Annotated in this window: 20 protein-coding genes; 9 read left to right on the top strand and 11 right to left on the bottom strand. The window is 67.2% G+C overall.

Annotated features, from left to right (window positions below; all coding sequences use genetic code 11):
• Positions 1-54 precede the first annotated feature (54 nt).
• From hemE to hemJ, 3 genes are read left to right on the top strand one after another with little or no spacing between them, the layout of a single operon-like run.
• Complete coding sequence (gene hemE, locus Q7V45_RS08675; RefSeq protein WP_304850164.1) at positions 55-1,104, top strand: uroporphyrinogen decarboxylase; 1,050 nt, start codon at positions 55-57, stop codon at positions 1,102-1,104.
• 10 nt (positions 1,105-1,114) lie between these two features.
• A complete protein-coding gene (gene hemH, locus Q7V45_RS08670; RefSeq protein WP_304850161.1) occupies positions 1,115-2,146 on the top strand; it encodes a ferrochelatase in 1,032 nt (343 codons plus the stop codon).
• The gene (hemJ, locus tag Q7V45_RS08665) at positions 2,146-2,571 is read left to right on the top strand and encodes a protoporphyrinogen oxidase HemJ (protein ID WP_304850158.1); all 426 of its coding nucleotides are present in this window, start codon (positions 2,146-2,148) and stop codon (positions 2,569-2,571) included. Before hemH ends, hemJ begins: the two co-directional genes overlap by 1 nt.
• Here hemJ and Q7V45_RS08660 read toward each other — a convergent pair.
• Positions 2,558-3,505 carry a LysR substrate-binding domain-containing protein gene (locus Q7V45_RS08660; RefSeq protein ID WP_304850156.1) on the bottom strand — a complete coding sequence of 316 codons (948 nt, stop codon included), beginning with the start codon at positions 3,503-3,505 and terminating at the stop codon, positions 2,558-2,560. The genes hemJ and Q7V45_RS08660 overlap by 14 nt on opposite strands.
• Before the next feature lie 101 nt (positions 3,506-3,606).
• Here Q7V45_RS08660 and Q7V45_RS08655 point away from each other — a divergent pair, with 101 nt between their 5' ends.
• Genes Q7V45_RS08655 through Q7V45_RS08645 form a run of 3 tightly spaced genes read left to right on the top strand, consistent with a single transcriptional unit; the run spans position 3,607 to position 5,902 of the window.
• Positions 3,607-4,140, top strand: a complete 534-nt coding sequence (locus Q7V45_RS08655; protein WP_304850153.1) for a thiamine pyrophosphate-binding protein — start codon at positions 3,607-3,609, stop codon at positions 4,138-4,140.
• A 1-nt stretch (position 4,141) separates the two neighbouring features.
• A complete protein-coding gene (locus Q7V45_RS08650; RefSeq protein WP_304850151.1) occupies positions 4,142-4,756 on the top strand; it encodes a thiamine pyrophosphate-dependent enzyme in 615 nt (204 codons plus the stop codon).
• A gap of 9 nt (positions 4,757-4,765) precedes the next feature.
• On the top strand, positions 4,766-5,902 hold the full coding sequence (locus tag Q7V45_RS08645; protein WP_304850148.1) for a C45 family peptidase: 1,137 nt from the start codon (positions 4,766-4,768) through the stop codon (positions 5,900-5,902).
• A gap of 153 nt (positions 5,903-6,055) precedes the next feature.
• Here Q7V45_RS08645 and Q7V45_RS08640 read toward each other — a convergent pair whose 3' ends face one another.
• The 4 genes from Q7V45_RS08640 to Q7V45_RS08625 form a co-directional block, all read right to left on the bottom strand.
• Complete coding sequence (locus Q7V45_RS08640; RefSeq protein WP_304850145.1) at positions 6,056-6,847, bottom strand: enoyl-CoA hydratase-related protein; 792 nt, start codon at positions 6,845-6,847, stop codon at positions 6,056-6,058.
• A gap of 3 nt (positions 6,848-6,850) precedes the next feature.
• Entirely contained in the window at positions 6,851-7,219 is a 369-nt protein-coding gene (locus Q7V45_RS08635; protein ID WP_304850143.1) for a nuclear transport factor 2 family protein, read from the bottom strand.
• A 17-nt stretch (positions 7,220-7,236) separates the two neighbouring features.
• Complete coding sequence (locus Q7V45_RS08630) at positions 7,237-7,605, bottom strand: hypothetical protein (RefSeq protein WP_304850140.1); 369 nt, start codon at positions 7,603-7,605, stop codon at positions 7,237-7,239.
• A 182-nt stretch (positions 7,606-7,787) separates the two neighbouring features.
• The gene (locus Q7V45_RS08625) at positions 7,788-8,693 is read right to left on the bottom strand and encodes a LysR family transcriptional regulator (protein ID WP_304850137.1); all 906 of its coding nucleotides are present in this window, start codon (positions 8,691-8,693) and stop codon (positions 7,788-7,790) included.
• Between the two features lie 100 nt (positions 8,694-8,793).
• Between Q7V45_RS08625 and Q7V45_RS08620 the strand changes: the two genes are divergently transcribed.
• Positions 8,794-8,925 carry an RSP_7527 family protein gene (locus tag Q7V45_RS08620; protein ID WP_304850134.1) on the top strand — a complete coding sequence of 44 codons (132 nt, stop codon included), beginning with the start codon at positions 8,794-8,796 and terminating at the stop codon, positions 8,923-8,925.
• On the opposite strand, the gene Q7V45_RS08615 is transcribed toward Q7V45_RS08620, so the two are convergent.
• Positions 8,894-9,475, bottom strand: a complete 582-nt coding sequence (locus Q7V45_RS08615; protein WP_304850131.1) for a TetR/AcrR family transcriptional regulator — start codon at positions 9,473-9,475, stop codon at positions 8,894-8,896. The two genes, Q7V45_RS08620 and Q7V45_RS08615, sit on opposite strands and share 32 nt — an antisense overlap.
• Before the next feature lie 68 nt (positions 9,476-9,543).
• Here Q7V45_RS08615 and Q7V45_RS08610 point away from each other — a divergent pair, with 68 nt between their 5' ends.
• The gene (locus Q7V45_RS08610) at positions 9,544-10,776 is read left to right on the top strand and encodes an MFS transporter (RefSeq protein ID WP_304850127.1); all 1,233 of its coding nucleotides are present in this window, start codon (positions 9,544-9,546) and stop codon (positions 10,774-10,776) included.
• On the opposite strand, the gene Q7V45_RS08605 is transcribed toward Q7V45_RS08610, so the two are convergent.
• Positions 10,763-13,948, bottom strand: a complete 3,186-nt coding sequence (locus tag Q7V45_RS08605) for an efflux RND transporter permease subunit (protein ID WP_304850124.1) — start codon at positions 13,946-13,948, stop codon at positions 10,763-10,765. The two genes, Q7V45_RS08610 and Q7V45_RS08605, sit on opposite strands and share 14 nt — an antisense overlap.
• A gap of 9 nt (positions 13,949-13,957) precedes the next feature.
• Positions 13,958-15,103: an efflux RND transporter periplasmic adaptor subunit gene (locus tag Q7V45_RS08600; RefSeq protein WP_304850121.1), complete on the bottom strand. Its 1,146-nt coding sequence runs from the start codon at positions 15,101-15,103 to the stop codon at positions 13,958-13,960.
• Between the two features lie 303 nt (positions 15,104-15,406).
• On the opposite strand from Q7V45_RS08600, the gene purT reads away from it, so the two are divergent.
• Positions 15,407-16,597, top strand: a complete 1,191-nt coding sequence (purT, locus tag Q7V45_RS08595; protein ID WP_304850118.1) for a formate-dependent phosphoribosylglycinamide formyltransferase — start codon at positions 15,407-15,409, stop codon at positions 16,595-16,597.
• 132 nt (positions 16,598-16,729) lie between these two features.
• On the opposite strand, the gene purH is transcribed toward purT, so the two are convergent.
• The 3 genes from purH to Q7V45_RS08580 form a co-directional block, all read right to left on the bottom strand.
• Positions 16,730-18,343, bottom strand: a complete 1,614-nt coding sequence (gene purH / locus Q7V45_RS08590) for a bifunctional phosphoribosylaminoimidazolecarboxamide formyltransferase/IMP cyclohydrolase (RefSeq protein ID WP_304850116.1) — start codon at positions 18,341-18,343, stop codon at positions 16,730-16,732.
• Positions 18,344-18,388: 45 nt separating this feature from the next.
• Positions 18,389-19,618: a threonine ammonia-lyase gene (locus Q7V45_RS08585; RefSeq protein ID WP_370692570.1), complete on the bottom strand. Its 1,230-nt coding sequence runs from the start codon at positions 19,616-19,618 to the stop codon at positions 18,389-18,391.
• Positions 19,619-19,713: 95 nt separating this feature from the next.
• Entirely contained in the window at positions 19,714-20,799 is a 1,086-nt protein-coding gene (locus tag Q7V45_RS08580) for an NAD/NADP octopine/nopaline dehydrogenase family protein (protein WP_304850111.1), read from the bottom strand.
• Positions 20,800-20,807 lie beyond the last annotated feature (8 nt).

The following is a 20,807-nucleotide window of genomic DNA, read 5'->3' as shown; positions in this document are numbered from 1 at the left end:
ACTACTGCTACTACCTATTAAGATTAGAGTAAGAGGAAGCATGAGGGACAAGAGTTGAGCAGGCAGAAAGCAGCGGGCAAGTTTCTCCAGACACTGGCCGGGACGCGATTTCCGACGCCACCGGTCTGGCTGATGCGTCAGGCTGGCCGCTACCTGCCGGAGTATCGTGCCGTCCGCGCCACGACCAAGTCCTTCCTCGAATTCTGCTACACACCGGACAAGGCTGTCGAGGTAACGCTGCAGCCGATCCGCCGGTTTGGTTTCGATGCTGCGATCAACTTTTCCGATATCCTGGTCGTGCCCGACGCGCTCGGCCAGAAAGTCTGGTTCGAGGAGGGCGAGGGCCCGAAGCTCGAGGCGTTGACCGATCCTTCGCAGTTCGGCCGTCTCTCCCGCGCCCGCATCGCCGATCACTTGGCGCCGGTCTATGAGGCGATCCGCCAGACGCGCGCGGCGCTGCCGCCGGAAACGGCGCTTCTGGGGTTCGCCGGCGCGCCTTTCACGCTCGCCTGCTACATGATCGAAGGCAGCGGCAGCAAGGATTTCGCCAAGGTGAAGAAATGGGCCTACGCCCATCCCGAATCCTTCAAGCTGCTGATCGATCTTCTCATCGACGCGGTGGTCGATCATCTCGGCCATCAGGTCGATGCTGGCGTCGATGCCGTTCAGCTCTTCGATTCCTGGGCCGGCGTCCTGCCGGAAGAGCAGCTTTTCCATTGGTCGCTAGATCCCATGGTCCGGATCGCCAAGGCCTTGCGCGAGCGTCATCCCGGCGTGCCGGTCATCGCTTTTCCGCGCGCGGTCGGTCCCGCCGTCCTGATGTATCGCCTGCCCGAGACGTTCAGCGCCCTGTCCCTCGATACCGGCATCGGCGCGCATTGGGCGGCCAAGGAAATCCAGCCGCACATCTGCGTGCAGGGCAATCTCGATCCGATCATGGTGGTGGCGGGCGGCGAGGCAATGGAGCGCGAGGCGATCCGCATTCTCGACAAGCTCGGGCACGGCTCCTTCGTCTTCAACCTGGGACACGGCGTGGTGCCGCAGACGCCGCCCGACAATGTCGCGCGCCTCGTCGAGATCGTGCGCAACTGGAAACCGGGCTGAGGACCGCGCGATGAAGATTGCGATCATCCTGTTCAATCTCGGCGGCCCCGATTCGCCGGAGGCCGTCCAGCCGTTCCTGCGCAACCTGTTCAGCGATCCGGCGATCATCTCGCTGCCGTCGTTCCTCCGGCTGCCGTTGGCGCGCTTCATCTCCAGCCGGCGGGCCGCCAAGGCGCAGGCGATCTATGCGCAGATCGGCGGCAGCTCGCCGATCCTCGGCCAGACCGAAGCCCAGGCCCGCGCGCTCGAAGAGGCGCTGGGGCCGGAGCATGAATGGCGCGGCTATGTCTGCATGCGCTACTGGCATCCGATGACCGAGGCGGTCGTGCGCTCGGTCAAGCGCTTCGCACCCGATCGTATCGTGCTGCTGCCGCTCTATCCGCAATTCTCCACGACGACGACGGCGTCGTCGGTGAAAGCCTGGAAGGAAGCGGCTGTAGCCGCGAAGCTCAGCGCGCCGACACAGACCGTCTGCTGCTATCCCGACGAGGACGGGTTCATCTCGGCTTCCGTCGATCTCGTGAAGCAGGGCCTCGCCGAAGCGGGCGATCGTCCCGTGCGCGTGCTGTTCTCTGCGCATGGGCTTCCCGAGAAGATCATCAGGGCTGGCGATCCCTACCAGGCGCAGGTCGAGCGTAGCGCCCGGACGATCGCCGAGCGCATCGGAGGCCTCGACTGGTCGGTCTGCTACCAGAGCCGTGTCGGGCCCCTGAAATGGATCGGTCCCTCGACCGACGCCGAGATCGAGCGGGCCGGCACGGATGGCAAGGCCGTGGTGCTCTATCCCCTGGCCTTCGTGTCGGAGCATTCGGAAACTCTCGTCGAGCTCGACATCGAATATCGTCATCTCAGCGAGAAGAGCGGCGTGCCGGCCTATGTGCGCGTACCGACCGTGGGCACGCATCCCGCCTTCATCGCGGGTCTAGCCGGCCGCGTGCGGGCAATCCTGGCCGAGCCTCAGGTCCCCATCTGCCATGGGGCGACCTCCATGCCCTGTAGCGCCAGCCACCGTGGGTGCCCGCTGATCGCGGGAGCCGCCTGATGCTCTACGAGGTGCTGAAGGCGCTGCACATCATCTCGGTCATCGCCTGGATGGCCGGACTGCTCTACCTGCCGCGCCTGTTCGTCTATCACGCCGGAACCGAGAAGGGCTCGGCGCAGAGCGAGACCTTCAAGATCATGGAACGGCGCCTGCTGCGCGGCATCATGAACCCGGCGATGATCGCGGCCTGGGTCTTCGGCCTCGCGCTCACCTGGCAGGGCGAGTGGTGGCACGCCGGCTGGTGGCACGCGAAGTTCGCCTTGGTCTGCGGCCTTACCGTCGTGCATCACCTGTACGGTCGCTGGCGCAAGGAATTCGCCGCAGACCAGAACCTGCGCCCCGCCAACTTTTATCGCTGGTGGAACGAAGTCCCGACCCTGCTGATGGTCGCGATCGTCTTCCTGGTGGTGCTCAAGGCGTTCTGACCTGTCCGCGACCGAGCAGTCGTCCCGGCCAGACCTTCCGCTCGACATGGTCGGCAACGATGTCGGCGATCGTCTCGCCGGCAAAGCGCGTGAGGCGCGAGACCGGCCGGTCCGCTGGATAGGACAGGACCAGCTGCCGGACCGGCGCCGGATCGATGAGCGGCGCAGCGGCCAGGCGGCCCGCGGCGATGTCGTCGTGAATGGGCGACAGCGGCAGGATCGTCCAGCCATGACCATGACGCACCAGATCCTTCAGGGTCGCGTAGGAATCGGCTTCGATGGCGATGTGCAATGCGATGCCCGCTTCCACGGCGCACTGCTCGACGATCGTTCGCAAGCCGTGACGTGTGCTGGGCAGGAGGATGCGCTTGCCGTCGAGGTCCTTGAACGGGATCGAGCGTTCGCCGGAGAGTCCTGAATCGGGTGGTCCGATCAGAAACAGGTTCTCGAGTAGCAACGGCTCCGACCGCAGCGATCTGGCGGAATTCGGATCGTAGAGGATGGCGACGTCGATCTCGCCGCGATGCAGCCAGTCGAGCAGGTGGCCTGTGTAGGCGCCGACCAGCCGCAGCTCGACCTGCGGGTGGGTCCTTCTGAAAGCGGCGACCAGGGGCAGCGAGAGGATGTCGGCCACCGTCGGCGGAAAGCCGATGGAGATGCGGCCCCGCAAAGGTGCGTCGAGATCGGAGGCCGTGGCGCGAATCTCCTCCAGCTCGGTCATGACGCGGGTGGCGTGTTCGAGGATCTCCCGGCCCTTGTCCGTGAGGACCATGCCTCGCCCATGCCGGGTGAACAGGCGAACCGACAGCTCCTCCTCCAGCATGCGGATCTGGCGGCTGAGCGCCGGCTGGGCGATGCCGATCCGGTCGGCCGCCTTGCTCAGGCTGCCGAGCTCGGCGACATGGATCAGGGTGCGAAGTTGGGAAAGCTCCATCGAGATATACAATATAGTTATATCTGTTCATTCCCAACGGTCGTCGAGTTACGTCGGCGTTATAGCTAATGTGCCGCCGACTTGAGCCGGATGGGAGAAACATGACCGCCGCCCCGACGCAGCCTGACTGGCGCGACCAGATTTTCGAGGTCTTCCAGGACCATGACGTGAAGCAGGTCTATCACGTGCCCGACGCCGGCCATGGAAGGCTGATCGAGGCCTGCCAGAAGTCGAACTCGATCCGCACCCTGGCCCTCACGACCGAGGAGGAGGGCATTCCGCTCGCCGCCGGCGCGTGGCTGGGCGGCCAGCGCTCGGTGCTGCTGATGCAGAGCTCGGGCGTCGGCAACACCATCAACCTGATGGGCATGCCGAAGACCCTGCGCTTTCCGTTCCTGACCCTGATCACGATGCGCGGCGACTGGGGCGAGTTCAATTCCTGGCAGTATCCGATGGGGCAGGGCACGCCCAAGGTGCTCGAGGCCATGGGCGTGCTGCTCTACTCGGTCGACAATGCCGCCGAGGTGAAGGCCACGGTCGATGCAGCTGCGCGCTCGGCCTTCAACGGCGGCCAGGCGGTCGCCGTGCTGCTGCGCCAGAAGCTGATCGGCATCAAGAATTTCGGGAAGAAGTAGGATGAGCAAAGCAACTTTGCAGCGCCGCCCGCTGGTGAAGCAACTCCTCGACGGCGCCGACGACAACCTGCTGGTGATCGCGGGCCTCGGCTCGTCCAACTGGGACATCACCGCCGCCGGCGACCGTCCGCTCAACATGCCGCTGTGGGGCTCGATGGGCGCCCCGGTCGGCATGGGCCTCGGTCTCGCCCTGGCGCAGCCTACCAAGCGCGTGCTGGTCATCACCGGCGACGGCGACATGCTGATGAGCCTGGGCTCGCTCGCCACCGTGGCGACGCAGATGCCGGAGAACCTGGCGATCGTCGTGCTCGACAATGAGAAGTTCGGCGAGACCGGCAACCAGGCCACGCACACCAGCCCGCGCAACAACGGCCCGACCGACTCCGGCGCCGGCACCGATCTCGCCATGATCGCGCGCGGCTGCGGCATCGCCGATGCCACGACCGTGCGCGAGTCGAGCGAAGTTGCTGAGCTTGTGAAGGACGTCCGCACCAAGAAGGGTCCGGTGTTCCGGCTCGTCAAGGTCATGGTAGAGAAGCTCGAGTTCGTGATGCCGCCGCAGGATGGCGCGCATCTCAAGGACCGTTTCCGCCAGGCCCTGCTGGGTCACCCTTAAGAGGCTCCCATGACCGACTACGCTCCCTTCCCGCTGATCGATCTGTCCGGCGGCCCCAGGGAGCGGGGGCGGATTCACGGTAAGGCCGCCGCGGATCGTTTGAAGCGCGGGGCCAAGATGTACGCCGAGTCGCTGCTCAAGTCGGGCGTCGACTGGAAGGAACTGGAGCGGCGCGCCGAGGCCATGGTGCCGCTCATCGACAAGTTCGATCCGGCCTATGTCGAGGAAATGCGCGGCATCGCCGAGGGCGCGAACGAACCCTTCGCCGCCGTGGTGCTGATGAACGCCCGCACCGAGATGGTCGTGGCGGCGCGCAAGCAGCAGGCGGCCAAGCATTTCCCCGACGGCTGCACTGCCGCGCTCGCCCTCCCTGAGGCCAGCGCCGATGGCGTCCTGCTGCATGGCCAGAACTGGGACTGGCGCGCCGAATGCGCCGAGACGAGCGTGGTGCTGCGCATCCGCCGCGACGACGGACCTGACATCCTGACCTTCACCGAAGCGGGTGGCCTTGCGCGCTCGGGTCTCAACTCGGCCGGCATCGGCCTCACCGCCAACGCGCTGGAATGCGACCGCGACTATCAGCGCGGTCCGGGCGTGCCGTTGCCCTTCATCCGCCGCAAGGTGCTGGAGGCCGCCCATCTCGCCAACGCGGTGCAGACCATCGTGTCGACGCCGAAGCCCGGCTCGAACCATATGGCGGTAAGTCACTGTGACGGTGAAGCCTTCGGCTTCGAATGTGCGCCCGACGAGACTTTCTGGATCGCGCCCGACCGTGGCCTCTACGTGCACGCCAACCACTGGATTGCCGATTCGGCGCGCGCCAAGGTGAAGGACACCGGCCTCGCCGAGACGCCGGACTCGATCTATCGCGACAAGCGGGTGCGCGACCAGCTTTCGCCCAAGAGGGGCAAACTCACCCTGGAAGATTTCCGTCAGGCCTTCTTCGACGACTGGGGCACGCCGCATTCGGTCTGCCGCCCGCCCCGCATGAACACGCGCGGTGTCATGACGGCGACCACGGCGATGATCCTGATGCGCCCGGCCGAGGGCCATCTCGAAGCCTGCCCGATGCCGGCGCTGAACCGCCAGTTCACGACCTATACGCTGACCCCGGATCGCACCGCGCAGAAGCAGGCAGCGGAGTAACGGTCCCGATTAAGAAAACTCCGTCGTCTCGACCGAAGCGCCGAAGGCGCGGAGTGGAGAGACCTTCTCTCCGCCATTAGCCGGCGAATTGTAGAGAGAAGGTCTCTCCGCTACGCCTCGCTTCACGAGGCTTCGGTCGAGACGACGGGGTGATTAACCCGGATACCACGCGGGCTTGCGCTTCTCCCTGAAGCTCGCAAGGCCTTCGGTGGCTTCGTCCTGCTGGCGGGTGCGGGCGTGTTCGTCGATCAGGTCGCGCAGCTCGCCGTCGTCGACGAAGGCGCGGGCCGAGGCGAGCGAACGCAGCTTGGTCGCCGTCGTGGCGCGCGGTGCGTTCATCAGGACGGACTCGACGATCTTCTCGCCGGCTTCGGCGAGACCGCCCACCGGGCAGACTTCGTGTACCAGGCCGAGGCGGCGCGCGTCGTGGGCGCCGAAGCGTTCGCCGGTCAGCGCGTAGCGGCGCGTCTGGCGCAGGCCGATCGCCTGGCAGAGCTGCGGCAGGATGATGCCGGCCATCAGGCCCCAGCGCGTCTCGCTGATGGAGAAGAGCGCGTCCTCCTGCGCGACGACGACGTCGCAGGCCGCGGCGATGCCTGTGCCGCCGCCGAAGCAGCCGCCCTGGATCAGGGCCAGGGTCGGGACGGGGCAGGTGTCGAGGCGCTTCACGGCTTCGGCCGTCAGACGGCTCACCTTCTCGTTCTCGGCCGGCGACTGCGTGGCGACGGCGGTGATCCATGAGAGATCGGCGCCGGCCTGGAAATGCTTGCCGTTGCCGCGCAGCACGACGATGCGCAGGCCGCTCTCGGTCCCCAGCGAATCCATGGCGTCGTGCAGGCCCTGGATGAGGTCGCCGTTATAGGCGTTGTTCACCTTGGGCCGGTTCAGCGTGACGGTGGCCACGCCCCGGCGGTCGATCTCCCAGAGGACGGTATCGTTCGTCATTACCTACTCGGCCTTCATGTAGCTGTCCTTGAGCGCGATCCTGCCGTCCTTCACCTCGTAGAGGTCGATGCCGTAGCGATCGAACGGCTTGCCGGCATGATCGATGCCGGTGGCGCGGAAGGTGCCGAACAGCTTGTCGCCGGCGCGATGGATGCTGGCCTCGGAGAAACGGACCTCGCGATGCGCCGTGCTCTTGTCGGCGAAGTGCGCCCGCAGCGCCTCCTTGCCCTTGAGCACCCTGCCGGTCGGCGAGCCGCCGGTATTGAGGCGCCATTCGAAATCCTCGGTCACGCAGTCGGCAATCGCGTCGACGTCGGCCTTGTTGAAAGCCTTGCCGAAGCGGCGGAACAGGTCGTCGATGGCATCGGCCATGGGATCCTCCTTTGGGTCTACTTGGTCTTGAGCACCGAGCCGAAACAGAGCGCGATGTCGTGCTTCACGCCGGCCTGGGTGACAGCCGACAGATCATAGCGCGAGGTCTTGCAGCCGGAAGCCATGACTTCGATTTCCCGGGTCGCCACGTCGCCGCGGTAGCGCAGCATGCGGGTGTCGGCTGCGCCACTGGTGTGGATGGTCAGCGTGAGGGTCGGAGCGCTCTCGGGCGCGGTCTTCTCGTCGGGCGAGAATTCCAGGGTCGAGATGTTGGCCTCGTGGCCTGCGTGGCGCAACGCATCCACGGCCACGTCGAGTTCGGGCCGGATGATGTCGCGGCATTTCACCCAGAAGGCCTGCACGAAAAGATCGGTGTCGGTGTCCATCTTGCCTCCCCTGATTGTTGGCGCGGAGCCTAGAGCCTTTTTGACCGAACGGAAACGAGTCAAGACCTCACCCTGAGGAGGCGCGAAGCGCCGTCTCGAAGGGTGGGCACGAGCACCTCGTCTGCGGCCCACCCTTCGAGACGCGCTCCTGCGGAACGCTCCTCAGGGTGAGGTGGGTATCGTCAGATCTCCCAGGGTGGCGGCGAGAACTTCTCCAGAATGAAGTCGATGAAGGCAGTCACCTTGGGTGCGAGGTGCCGACGGTGCGGATAGACCGCATGGATCGGGATCGGCTGTTCGGCGCGAAACTCCTCCAGCAGCGAGACCAGCTCGCCGTTCTTGATGGCGGAGGCAACCGTCAGGCGGGTCAGGCGCACGATGCCCAACCCCTGCAGCGCCAGCCGCATCTGCGCCTCGCCCTCGGTGACGGCGACCCGGCCGCCGACCTCGATTTCGCGGATCTCGCCATCGATGCGGAACGGCCAGCGGTTGAGGTAGGTGCGGTCGCGCGAGACGATGCAATTGTGCCGCGTCAGGTCCTCGGGCCGCTGCAGGGGCCGCCGGTTCCTGAGGTAGGAGGGCGAGGCGCAGACCAGGCGCACATCCTCGCCGATCTTGCGGGCCATGAAGCTGGTGTCGGCCAGCCGCCCGATGCGGATCGCCACGTCGACGCCTTCCTCGATCATGTCGACGACCCGGTCGGTCGGCATCAGTTCGAGTTGCAGCAGCGGATAGCGTTCGAGGAACTCGGCGATGACCGGGGCCAGCTGGTGGGTCGAAAAGGCCAGCGACGTCGTGACCTTCAGCAGCCCGTGCGGCGTGCCGCTTTGCCCGCTGATCTGGTTCTCCAGGGTCTCGATCTCGCCCACGATGCGCCGCGCCGCGGCGTAGAAGGCCTCGCCCTCCTCGGTGAGGCTGATCGCCCGCGTCGTGCGTTGCAGCAGCCGCACGCCCAGCCGCGTTTCCAGCCGGGTCACCAGCTTGCTGACCGCCGACGGGGTCAGGCCAAGGCTCGGCGCAGCAGCGGAAAATCCTTTGGACTCGACGACCCGGACGAAGGCCGCCATCTCGCTTGCGTGATCGATCATTGCGCTATTAGTGAATTATATTCATGAGTGTTCGTAATACTCTCCGTATTAACCTCCGAGAAGAACGGAATTAGGTTCCTTTCAACCCTTGGAGGATCTCATGTTCACCGTTCCCTACCCCAGCATTACCGAACGCCGCGCTCTCGAAGCCCGCGCGCACCGCCTGCGCAGCGCCGCGGTCGCCCACCTGTTCCGCGGCTTCAGTCGCTGGGTATCGGCCGCGGCCCGCTGACCGAGGCCGCTTCCACCAACACTTTCGCCGCGGCCCGCGCCGCCGCGGCGACGGCGGGGTCGCCGCGCACGATGGCCGCTGCGATGGCGCCATCCATCAGAATCTGCAGCTGCAACGACAGCGGCTCGGCCGTCGCGATGCCGAGCCTTTCCAGCAGGCCCTGAAACCAGACCCGCCTCTGTTCCTTGAAGGCCAGGGCGATCCGGTTCGCGGCGTGGGCCGGTTCCTTGAGTTCGGCCACGGCGTTCACGAAGGGGCAGCCGCGGAACACGCCGGTCGCGATGGTCCGTTCGAGGCGGTCGAATGCGCCCATGATCTGCTCCAGCGGCGGCCGGTCCGATGGCGGCGCGGGTTTCAGCCGCCGCGACAGGTAGGCCACGATCAGGTCGTCCTTCGACGGGAAATGATTGTAGAGCGTACGCTTGCTGATGCCGATCTCGGCCGCGATCGTGTCGACCCCGACGGCACGGATTCCCTGGCCGTAGAACAGCCGGTCGGCGGTCTCGAGGATGCGCTCCTGCATCGCTGCCCTGACGTCCGCTCTCGCCATGATGCCTTGACCTCCTGCCGGCGCCCTCCATAGATTACACAGACCTGTGTAATTGCGGACGGTGTGCCATGACCATCCTAAAGGAATTGCGGCCCGTCCTGCCGATCCTGATCGGCGCCTCGGTCATGTTGAGCCTCGGCATGGGCGTACGCCAGAACTTCGGACTGGTGATGCCGTCGCTGACGCGCGACATCGCCCTCACGGTCTCCGACTTCGCGCTGGCCATGTCCGTCCAGAACCTCGCCTGGGGCTTCCTGCAGCCGATTGCCGGCGCGCTGGCGGTTCGCCTGGGCTTCCGGCCGATCATGGTCGGCGGGGCGGCGCTCTACCTTGCCGGGCTCGGCCTGTTCGCCAGGGCGGAGGGCCTGACCGGGGTGATGCTGGGGGGTGGCGTGCTGATCGGCATGGCGCTGGCCTGTACTGCGTCGGCGATCTCCCTGGCCGTCGGCGCCCGCGCCGTGCCGGCCAGGCGGCGCAGCTTCGTACTCGGAGCTATCACGGCAGCGGGCTCCCTGGGCGCGCTGCTCTCCGCGCCGCTCGGCCAGACGCTCACGACCGAACTCGGCTGGCGCGCCGGGCTGCTGGGCTTCCTCGCGCTGATTGTCTTCATGCTGCCGGCGGCCTGGATCGCCGGACGGGTCGACCGCCTGTCGCCACCCATCCCTGCCACGGGCGACATCAGCGCCGCATCGCCGCGCGTGGCCCTCATGGCGGCGCTGCGGAAACCCTCCTTCCTGGTGATGACGGCGGCCTACTTCGTCTGCGGGATGCAGCTCCTGTTCATCACCACGCACCTGCCGTCCTATCTCGCGATCTGCGGCATGGATCCGTCGCTCAGCGCCGGCGCGCTGGGGGCGATCGCGCTGTTCAACGTCTTCGGCAGTCTCTTCTTCGGCTGGGCCGGCGGCCATTGGTCCAAACTCGGTCTGCTGGGCGGCATCTACATCGCCCGCTCGATCGTGCTCGCCGGCTACTTCGTGATGCCGCCGACGCCGGCCAGCACCTTGGTCTTCGCCTCGGCCATGGGCTTCCTGTGGCTGGGGGTCGGCCCGCTGGTCGCCGGCTCGGTGGTCGAGATGTTCGGTCTGCGCTGGCAGGCGATGATCCAGGGCGTCGCCTTCATGAGCCACCAGGTCGGCAGCTTCGTGGGTGCCCTGGGCGGCGGCCTGCTGTTCGACGCGCTGGGCTCCTACGACCTCGCCTGGCGCCTGGGCGTCGCGATGGGGCTCACCGCCGGCATCGTGCAGGTGGCGTTCGCGTCGATGCGCCCGCCACCCGCCACGACGCCTATTGCGGCGTGAAATCGGGCTTGATGTCCTGCTTGCGCCCCTTGAAGCGCAGCTCGGCGAGGCCGACGCACAGCACGTAGAAGACCGGCGTGAAGATCAGGCCGAAGATCGTCACGCCCAACATTCCCGAGAACACGGCGGTGCCGAGCGACTGGCGCATCTCCGCGCCGGCGCCGGTGCTGATGACCAGCGGCACGACGCCCAGGATGAAGGCCAGCGAGGTCATCAGGATGGGACGCAGGCGCGTCTTGGAGGCGGTGACCGCCGCATCGAAGCGGTTCATGCCCTGCTCGTGCGCCTGCTTGGCGAACTCCACGATCAGGATGGCGTTCTTGGCGGCCAATCCGACCAGCACGACCAGGCCGATCTCGACCAGGACGTTGCGGTCGAGGCCGCGGATGTTCACGCCGATCATGGCCGCGAGGATGCACATGGGCACGATCAGGATGACGGCCAGCGGCAGCAGCCAGCTCTCGTAGAGCGCCGCCAGCAGCAGGAACACGAACAGCACGGCCAGGCCGAAGGCCAGGATCGCTGTGTTGCCGGCCAGCTTCTCCTGCAGCGCGATCTCGGTCCATTCGAAGCCGAAGCCCGACGGCAGCACCTTGTCCGCCAGCGCTTCCATCGTGGCGATGCCCTGCCCCGAGGAGTAGCCGCGCTGCAGCGCCACCTGCACCTCGGCCGCCGGATAGAGATTGTAGCGGGCCACGCGGTAGGGACCGGTGATGTCCTCGAAGGTCGCGACGGCGCCGATCGGCACCATCTCGCCGCTGACGCTGCGCGTCTTCAGGTTTTCGACGTCGCGCAGGGTAAGCCGATAGGGATCGTCGGCCTGCACGGTCACGCGGTAGGTGCGGCCCAGGATGTTGAAGTCGTTGACATAGGCCGAGCCCATATAGGCCGACAGCGTCTCGAACACGCGGGCGATCGGCACGCCGAGCTGCTCGGCCTTGGTCCGGTCGATGTCGGCGAAGATCTGCGGCGTGCGCGTGTTGTAGAGCGTGAAGGCCTGGGTGAGGCCCGGCGTCTGTCCGGCCGCGCCGGCAAGGGCCCAGGTGGCGCCTTCCAGGGCCGTCAGCCCGCGCGAGGCCCGGTCCTGGACGTAGCCCTTGAGGCCGCCGCCGGTGCCGATGCCCGGCACGGACGGCGGCTCCAGGACGAACACGAAGGCTTCGCGCAGCGCGAACATCTGCCCGCGCAGATCGGCCAGGATCATGTCCTTGGTGATGCCCGGACGCTCGTTGAAGGGCTTCAGGGTCACGAAGATCACGCCCGTGTTGGGGGCGTTGGTGAAGGTCGCGCCGTCGAAACCGACGAACGAGACGGCATTGGCGACGCCTGGCCGCGACAGGATGATCTCGCTGGCCTTGCGGACCAGCGCGTCGGACCGCTCGAGCGTCGAGCCGGCGGGAAGCTGCATGGCCGCGATCAGGTAGGAGCGGTCGAGCTGCGGCACCAGGCCGGTCGGAGTCGAGACCAGGAGGTGCTGGGTGACCGCCAGGAGTCCGGCATAGATCACCAGCATGATGACGCCCATGCGGATCACCCGCGCCGTCATGCGCCCGTAGAAGTTCGAGAGCGCCTCGAAGCCGCGGTTGAACAGGCCGAAGAACCAGTGGACCGGCCAGGCGAGGCGATCCAGCAGGCCGGGCCTTGGCTTCTCGACATGCGACACGGCATGCGTCTTCAGCAGCAGCGCGGCCAGGGCAGGCGACAGGGTGAGAGACACGAAAGCCGAGATCGCGGTCGAGGCGGCGATGGTGATGGCGAACTGCTTGTAGAAAGTGCCCTGCAGGCCGGTGATGAACGCCGTCGGCAGGAACACCGCGACCAGCACCAGCGAGATCGCGATCAGCGCGCCGCCGACCTCGTCCATGGTCTTGTGTGCGGCTTCCTTGGGCGACATGCCCTGCGCCAGGTAGCGCTCGACGTTCTCGACCACGACGATGGCGTCGTCGACGACGATGCCGATCGCCAGCACCAGGCCGAACAGCGACAGCGTGTTGAAGGAGATGCCCACCGCGGCCATGACCGCGAACGACCCGATCAGCGAGACCGGGATGGCGAGGATCGGGATGATCGCGGCGCGCCAGGTCTGCAGGAACAGGATCACGACGATGACGACAAGGATCACGGCCTCGAAGAGTGTCGTGATGACGGCGTCGACGGAGGCCTGGATGAAGGTCGTGGGATTATAGACGATCGTGTAGTCGAGGCCGGCCGGGAAGCTCTTCTTCAGCCGCTCCATCTCGGCGATGATCGCGTCCGAGGTGGCGAGCGCGTTGGAGCCGGGGCGCTGGAAGATGCCGAGGGCGGTGGCGGTCTTGTTGTTGAGGTAGGCGTTCAGCGTGTAGTCCTGCGCGCCCAGCTCGACGCGGGCGATGTCGCGCAGGCGCGTCACCGACCCGTCCGGCTCGGCGCGGATCACGATGTTCTCGAACTGCTCGGGCGAACTCAGCCGTCCCAGCGTGCGCACCGACAGGGTGAACCCGCCCGGCGAGACCGCGGGGGCCTGGTTCACCGCGCCGGCGGCGACCTGGAGGTTGGCCGCCCGCAGCGCCAGTATCACTTCGCCGGCCGTGAGGTTGCGCGCCGCGACTCGTGCCGGGTCGAGCCAGATGCGCATCGAGTAGTCGCGGCCGCCGAACACCAGCACATTGCCGACGCCGTCGACCCGGGTCAGCACGTCCTTCACGTAGAGCGTGGCGTAGTTGGAGATGTACTGCTGGTCGCGGCTGCCGTCGGGCGAGACCATGTGCACGACCATCATCAGGTCGGGCGAGGCCTTGCGGACCACGATGCCGAGGCGCTGCACGTCCTCGGGCAGGCGCGGCTGGGCCACCGCGACGCGGTTCTGCACCAGCACCTGCGCCTGGTCGATGTCGACGCCGGGCTTGAACACGACGTTGATCGACAGACGGCCGTCACCGGTCGACTGCGACTGGATGTAGAGCATGTCGTCGACGCCGTTGACCTCGAGCTCGATCGGGGTGGCCACCGTCTCTGCGATCACCTCGGCCGACGCGCCGGGATAGGTCGCCGTGATGTTGACGGTCGGCGGCGCGATCTCGGGATATTCCGCGACGGGAAGTCCGCGCTGGGCGATGAAGCCCACGATCACGATGATGACCGAGAGCACCGACGCGAAGATCGGCCGGTCGATGAAGAAATGTGAGAAACGCATGACGGGCCCCTACTTGGCCTTGGCGACGATCTCGCCCTTCTGCGGCACGACCTTCGCACCGGGCCGGACCATGGGATTGGCGAGGCCGTCGAGCACCACCTTGTCGGTGGGTGCGAGGCCGGAGCGGATCACCCGCAGCCCGTCGACGATCGTGCCGAGCGTGACGGGCTTTGCCTGCACGACGCCGTCGTCGCCGACGGTGAAGACGATCTTGCGCGCCTGGTCGGAGATGATGGCCGAGTCGGGGACCAGCAGCGCATCGTACTCGCCGCCGAACAGCTGCAGGCGGCCGAAGATGCCCGGCGTCAGCAGCTGGTCCTTGTTGTCGACGAGCGCCCGGACGCGGATCGTGCCCGACCGCGCGGTCATCGCATTGTCGACGAAGTCGACCTTGCCGGTGCGCTTCCAGTCGGTCTCGTCGGAGAGCCGGATGCGGACGGGATTGGCGCCGTCGCGGGAGGAGGCAAGCGCGCCCGACAGGATCAGGCGGCTGTAGCGCAGATGATCGGACTCGGAGATATCGAAGACGAAGCGGATGGGGTCGAGCGTCACGATGGTGGCGAGCAGCGTGGCGCCGCTCTGGCCGCCCGAGATCAGATTGCCGGCATCGACCTTGCGATCAGAGATGCGGCCGGCGATCGGCGCGGTGACGTTCGTCCATTCGAGGTTGAGCTGGGCGTTGCGCAGGGCTGCTTGGGCGGACTTGAGCTGGGCGCGGGCGACGGCGAGGGTCGACTTGCGGGAATCCTGCTCCGCTTCGGTAATGGTCCGTGAGGCAATCAGCGACGCGCCGCGACCGACCTGCAGCTCCGCCAGATCGACCTGCGCCTTGTTGCGTGCAACCTCGGCTTCCGCCGATTCGACCGCGATCTCGTAGGGCCGCTTGTCGATGGTGAACAGGGGATCACCCTCTCTGACGACCTGGCCGTCGCGGAAGTCGATCTTGTCGATGAAGCCGGAGACGCGCGCCCGCACTTCGACGGTGGCGACCGCTTCGAAGCGGCCGGAATACTCGTCCCACTGGGTGACGCGCTTGGCGAGGGGCTCGGAGACGGTGACCGGCATGGCCGGCGGGCCGCCCTGGGCGAAAGACGCGGACGAAAGAGCCAGGAGGCAGAGGCTGGCGACAGCCAGCAGGCGGCGACGTACGGACACTTGGACTCCCCCGCGAACAATTCTGCGTCGCGAAGTCGACATGTGGTTGCCGTATCAGGCGGTGTCAATTCCTCGCGAAGTAACTGGCGCACTTCCAGGGAACGGAGTTTCACAGGCAACTGCAGGGTTGAATAAGAACGAGGCTCGCCCCGCTCTGCGCGCAACGTTTCGGCCATTCAAGCGTTCAGACCGATCGCGAACAAGGCTGGTGCAGTCGCAGCTCGCTTTGCGGAGCCGTCCAGCGGCCAGCGCAGGCCGTGGCCGGTGGGTTGGCGGGAGGAGTTCGCCTGCTATCATGAGCGCATGAAGATCAAGAAATTCGGCACGCCGCTCAAGCCCTCCGCGATCAAGCTCATGATGCTGGGCTCGGGTGAACTCGGCAAGGAAGTCGTCATCGAGGCGATGCGCTTCGGCATCGAGGTCATCGCCTGCGACCGCTATGCCGATGCGCCGGCCATGCTGGTCGCCAACAGCGCCTACGAGTTCGACATGCGCGACGGCGGGGCGATGCGCCATGTCGTCGAGACGGTGAAGCCCGACTTCATCGTGCCCGAGATCGAGGCCATCGCCACCGACACGCTGGTCGAGCTGGAGAAGGAGGGCTGGACCGTCATCCCGACGGCGCGCGCCGCGCAGCTCACCATGGACCGCCGCGGCATCCGCAAGCTCGCGGCCGAGAAGCTCAAGCTGCCGACCTCGCCCTATCGCTTTGCCGCCAGCCTCGAGGAGCTGCAGGCCGGCGCCGAAGCCGTGGGCTTTCCCTGCTTCATCAAGCCCACCATGTCGTCGTCCGGCCACGGCCAGAGCGTGGCGCGCAAGCCTGCCGACGTCGCCAGGAGCTGGAAGATCGCGATGGAAGGCACGCGCGCCAGCACCGGGCTGGTGATCGTCGAGGGCGCCATCGACTTCGACTACGAGATCACCCTGCTCACCGTGCGCCACGAGGGCGGCTTCGGCTTCTGCGAGCCGATCGGCCACATCCAGGTCGACGGCGACTATCGCGAAAGCTGGCAGCCGCACGCCATGTCGAAGCCGGCGCTGCGCAAGGCGCGCGACATCGCGAGGAAGGTCGTGAACGAGCTGTGCGGCGCCAGGGGCCGCGGCCTGTTCGGCGTCGAGATGTTCGTGAAGGGCGACAAGGTCTGGTTCTCCGAACTGTCGCCGCGCCCGCACGACACCGGCATGGTGACCATGGTCACGCAGAACATGAGCGAGATGGAGCTGCACGTCCGCGCCATCCTCGGCCTGCCGATCCCCGAGATCACCTGCCAGCCCGGCGCCTCTGTGCCCGTGCTCGGCCATGGCAATCTCGAGGACCCGACCTACACCGGCATCGCCAAGGCGCTCGCTGCACCGGGCACGTCGGTGCGCATCTTCGGCAAGCCCGAGGTGAAGGGCCACCGCCGCATGGCCGTCGCGCTGGCGACCGGCCGCACGGTGAAGGACGCGCGCCGCAAGGCGATGACGTCGGCGAAGCAGATCAAGGTCGGGTAGGAAATAGCCCGTCGTCCCGAGCGGAGCGCAGCGAAGTCGAGGGACCTTTCTTCGCTTCGACACACCGTGCGCCGGAAAAGAGGTCCCTCGACTACGCGCCTGCGGCGCTTCGCTCGGGACGACGGGTGGGACTCAATGCCGGAAGTGCCGCATCCCGGTGAACACCATTGCGAGGCCCTTCTCGTCGGCGGCCTCGATCACTTCCTTGTCGCGCATCGAGCCGCCCGGCTGGATGATCGCCGTCGCGCCGGCTTCGGCGGCGGCCAAGAGTCCGTCGGCGAAGGGGAAGAAGGCGTCCGAAGCGACGACGCTGCCGACCGCCGGGCTCACCGCGAGGCCCGCGGCCTCGCCTGATTCGGCGGCGCGGATGGCGGCGATGCGTGAGGAGTCGCGGCGGTTCATCTGGCCGGCGCCGACGCCCACCGTGGCGCCGTCCTTGGCGTAGACGATGGCGTTCGACTTGACGTGCTTGCAGACCGTGAAGGCAAACAACAGGTCGTCGAGTTCCTTCGCGGTCGGCGACCGCCTGGTCACGACCTTGAGGTCGGCCTTCGTAAGGTGGCCGTTGTCGCGCGTCTGGAAGAGATAGCCGCCGGCGACGCTCTTCAGGGTCATGCCGGCCGTGGTCGGATCGGGCAGGGCACCGGCCAGCAGCACGCGCACGTTCTTCTTGGTGGCGAGGATCGCCAGCGCTTCCGGCGTCGCGTCGGGCGCGATCACGACCTCGAGGAAAAGCTTCACCAGTTCGGCCGCGACCCGGGCCTCCAGCGTGCGGTTGACCGCGACGATGCCGCCGAAGATCGAGACGGGATCGCAGGCATAGGCCTTCTGGTAGGCGGTGAACTGGTCGGCATCGACCGCCACGCCGCAGGGGTTGGCGTGCTTCACCACGACGATGGCCGATTCGGCGAACTCCGCGACGCACTCGTAGGCCGATTCGGTGTCGCCGATATTGTTGTAGGACAGCTCCTTGCCCTGGATCATGCGCGCCGTGGCGACGCCCGGCCGCTTGCTGCCGTCGCTGTAGAAGGCGGCCTTCTGGTGCGGGTTCTCGCCGTAGCGCAGCGTCTGCACGCGCTCGGCCGACAGGGTCAGCCGCTCAGGGAAGGTCTCGCCTTCCTGCGTGGCGAACCAGTTGGCGATCGCCGAATCGTAGGACGCGGTGCGGGCATAGGCCTTGGCCGCCAGCTTGCGGCGCAGCGCCAGGGTGGTGGCGCCCTTGTTCGCGGCCAGCTCCTCCAGCACCGAGGCATAGTCCTTCGGGTCGACCACGATCGTCACGAAGTCGTGGTTCTTGGCCGAGGCGCGGATCAGCGCCGGGCCGCCGATGTCGATGTTCTCGACGCAGGTCGGGAAGTCGGCGCCGCGCGCGACCGTGGCCTCGAACGGATAGAGGTTCACCACCACCAGATCGATGCCCGCGATCCTGTGATCGCTCATCGCCTTCTGGTGCCCCGCGTCGGTGCGGCGGGCCAGGATGCCGCCATGGATCGAGGGCTGCAGCGTCTTCACCCGCCCGTCCATGATCTCGGGGAAGCCGGTGTGGTCGCTGACCTCGACCACCTTCAGGCCGGCGTCGCGCAGCGACTTGGCCGAGCCGCCGGTCGACAGGATTTCCACCCCGTGCGCCGCCAGCGCCTGGCCCAGTTCGACCAGGCCCTCCTTGTCGGAAACGGAGATCAACGCGCGCTGGATGCGGGCCAGGTCGGGCGTGGGCGAGGGGACGTACTGGGTCGAGGCGGACATGGCCGGTCTTTTAGCTCCCTCTCCGGTGGGGAGAAAGCGGTGGATTTACGCGTCTGCGCCCTCCAGGACGCGGACCTTGAAGCCGTCGGATTGCAGGGCGGCCAGGAGTTCGCCCAGATGGGCGCGGTCGCGGGTTTCGACGGTGACGTCGAGTTCGGTGGCCTTGGCGACCACGCCGAACAGCCGCTGGTGCAGCACTTCGACGATGTTGCCGCCGGCACCGCCGATCAGGCCGGCCACGCGGGCGAGCTGGCCCGGCGCATCGCCGATCATCAGGCGGAGCCGCACGATGCGGCCGTCGCGGACCAGGCCGCGCAGCAGGACCGACGCCAGCAGGCGGGTGTCGATGTTGCCGCCGCACAGGATCAGCCCGACCTTGCGGCCGGCGAAGACCTCGGGGTGGGCCAGCAGGGCCGCCAAGCCGGCGGCGCCCGCGCCCTCGGCCACGGTCTTCTCGACTTCGAGGAACAGCGCGATGGCGCGCTCGATCGCCACCTCGTCGACCGCCAGCACCCGGTCGACCAGCGCGCGGGCGATGGTGAACGGCGCCCGGCCGATGTCGCGCACGGCGATGCCCTCGGCGATCGTGTCGCCGCCCACCGTCACGGGCTCACCGGCCAGCAGCTGGCGCATGGCCGAGTAGCCGGCCGTCTCGACGCCGATCACCCTCAGGTCGGGCTTGAGGCCGCGCGCGGCGACGGCGCAGCCCGCCAGCATGCCGCCGCCGCCGACCGGCACGACCAGCGTGTCGAGTTCGGGCACGTCCTCCAACATCTCGAGCGCGATGGTGCCCTGGCCTGCGATGATGCGCGGGTCGTCATAGGGATGCACGAACACCAGCTTCTCGGCGTCGGCCAGGCGATGGGCCTCGGCGGCCGCTTCTGCCAGCGTGTCGCCGATCAGGATGACCCGCGCGCCGTGGCCGCGCGTGTGCTTGACCTTGGTGTTGGGCGTGAAGGACGGCATCACGATGGTGGCGGGAATGCCCAGCCGGCCGGCGTGATAGGCGACGCCCTGCGCGTGGTTGCCGGCCGACATGGCGATGACGCCGCGGCGGCGCTCCTCGTCGGTGAGCTGCAGCAGCGTGTTCAGCGCGCCGCGCTCCTTGAACGAGGCGGTGAACTGCAGGTTCTCGAACTTGATCCAGACGTCCGCCCTGGCGATGCGCGACAGCGTCTCGCTGCGCAGGCAGGGCGTGTGGACCACCGCGCCCTTGATCCGCGCCGCGGCGGCGCGCACGTCGGCGAGGGAGACGGGGAGGGTGTCGGTGCTCATCTCTTGGCTCTCAATTCTTGTCATCCTGAGCGAAGCGAAGGATCTAACGCCAGCTCCGCAGTACTTCGGTCGTTGCGCAAGGTCCTTCGCTGCGCTCAGGACGACAGACGAGAATAGCCGTCGCGGCACAGCGTCTGGAGCTTCGCCAGAGAAAGCGCGTCTATGTCGAGGGCGCCCAACAGGTCGTTCTCGGCTGTGAAGTCGCGCCCGTACATCGCCGAGAAGAGGCTGACGCCGGCCTCGTGCAACGGCGCGGGAGAGCCGGCGAGGCGGCCGAGTTTTGCGGTCGGGACCAGGCCGAACGGCACGTCCTCGGTGACGTAGCGGCTGTCGGCCGTGGTCGGGCCGGCGCCGCTCTTGCCGATGGCATGCATAGCCTGATGCATCTCGAAGGCGGATCCGACGGGCACACCGAATGAGAGGTTGAGATGCTGGAAGATCGTGCGCACCTCCAGGCCGAGCGCCGTCGCAACAGCGAGACGCTCGCGATCGAGTTCCTCCAGCAGGCGGCCGACCTTGGGCGTCACGTTCTCGGCCTGGCCCCAGGTCTCGGCCCGCTCCATGCGCGTCATGTTGCCGAGCGCGATCCCCATGTGGATCGTCGGATTGAGATTGCTGAGCGCGATGGCCAGCAGGCTCTGCCGGTCGACGAAGCGGTCGCCGAACAGGGTCTGGCAGAGGGCGAGACCCTCGGCGCTGCGCGACGCGGGCAGTGTGGCGAGATCGACGGACTTGCGCACCGTGTTCACCTGGACCTTGGCCGGACCGGTCTGACGGCCGCTCACCAGCGTCGTGCCCCAGGCGACGATCGGCACCGTGATGCTGCGGGCAGCGAGTAGTTTTGAGAGGTACAGCGCGCCGAACGAGGCGTGCGAGCTGACGATCACCGTCTGCTTCGCTGTGACGTGCGCCGCGATCCGGTCGAAGACGTGCTTGTGCCCGTAGGCCGGCAAGGCGATCAGGAGCACCTCGGCACCGGCTGCGAGCGACTCGGCGCTGGTGGCGACAGCCGGCGTGAACGATCCCTCGATCGCGCCGGCAGCCACGAGCGGCTCGCCCGCGGCCAGCGCCCTGGTGCGCTCACCGGAGGGCGACCACAGGGTGGCGGCATGTCCCGCCTGTTCGAGAAACGCCGCCATTCCAAACGCGATCGCGCCCGCGCCGACGATGCCAACCTTCATTGGTCAAA

The organism is Reyranella sp. (assembly GCF_030651995.1).
In the GTDB taxonomy this organism is placed as follows: Bacteria; Pseudomonadota; Alphaproteobacteria; order Reyranellales; family Reyranellaceae; genus Reyranella.
Note: the sequence above shows the minus strand (reverse complement) of the source record. Positions and strands in the feature narration are given on the sequence as shown.